Source organism: Legionella sp. W05-934-2, from assembly GCF_964199965.1.
Taxonomy (GTDB): domain Bacteria; phylum Pseudomonadota; class Gammaproteobacteria; order Legionellales; family Legionellaceae; genus JAFIFT01.
Genome location: NZ_CAXMZT010000031.1, coordinates 1 through 1,122, shown reverse-complemented (window position 1 = coordinate 1,122; position 1,122 = coordinate 1). Strand labels below are relative to the sequence as shown.

Sequence of the window (1,122 nt, the reverse complement as noted above, 5' to 3'; positions counted from 1 at the left end):
TTACTCAACAATTTTAGAAACAACGCCAGCGCCAACTGTACGGCCACCTTCACGTATCGCAAAACGCAAACCTTCATCCATCGCAATCGGTGCATGTAAGCTCACAGTCATTTGTACGTTATCACCTGGCATCACCATTTCAGTACCACTTGGTAGTTCGCAACTACCCGTTACGTCTGTCGTTCTAAAATAGAACTGTGGGCGATAGCCATTGAAAAATGGGGTATGTCGTCCACCTTCTTCTTTCGACAATACGTAAACTTCTGCTTCGAACTTGGTGTGTGGCTTAATCGTTCCTGGCTTGGCTAATACCTGGCCACGCTCAACGTCTTCTCGCTTGGTTCCACGTAACAGAACACCCACGTTATCACCTGCTTGACCTTCATCAAGCAATTTCCGGAACATTTCTACACCCGTGCATGTCGTTTTTGTTGTTGGGCGTATTCCGACAATTTCTACTTCCTCACCCACTTTGACAATGCCTGCCTCGACTCTTCCTGTTACCACCGTACCACGGCCTGATATTGAGAACACATCTTCAATAGGTAATAGGAATGGTTTGTCTGTGGCTCGTACAGGCTCAGGAATATAGCTATCCATTGCGTCCATTAATTTCTTAATGGCTGGAACACCTATCTCACTTTCATCGCCTTCTAACGCTTTCAAAGCCGAACCAACAATAATGGGGATATCATCACCAGGGAAATCGTAGCTGCTTAATAGCTCTCGGATTTCCATTTCGACTAATTCTAATAATTCGGCATCATCAACCATGTCTGCCTTGTTTAGGAATACTACCATATGCGGTACACCGACTTGGCGCGCTAATAGAATATGTTCACGTGTCTGTGGCATCGGGCCATCGGCTGCAGATACGACTAATATCGCGCCGTCCATCTGGGCCGCGCCTGTAATCATGTTCTTGACATAGTCAGCATGGCCTGGGCAATCAACGTGGGCATAATGGCGTTTCGCTGATTCATATTCAACGTGTGCTGTTGAAATCGTGATTCCACGTGCTCTTTCTTCTGGGGCACTGTCAATCTCGTCATATTTTGATGACTGTCCACCAAATTGTTTTGACTGAACCACTGTAATTGCTGCTGTCAACGTCGTTTTACC

At 46.2% G+C, this 1,122-nt stretch carries 1 protein-coding gene; it reads right to left on the bottom strand.

Annotation, left to right across the window (positions count from 1 at the left end):
• The coding region (gene tuf / locus AB3348_RS15190) for an elongation factor Tu (RefSeq protein WP_367608473.1) at positions 1 to 1,122 on the bottom strand (1,122 nt) is incomplete at its 5' end.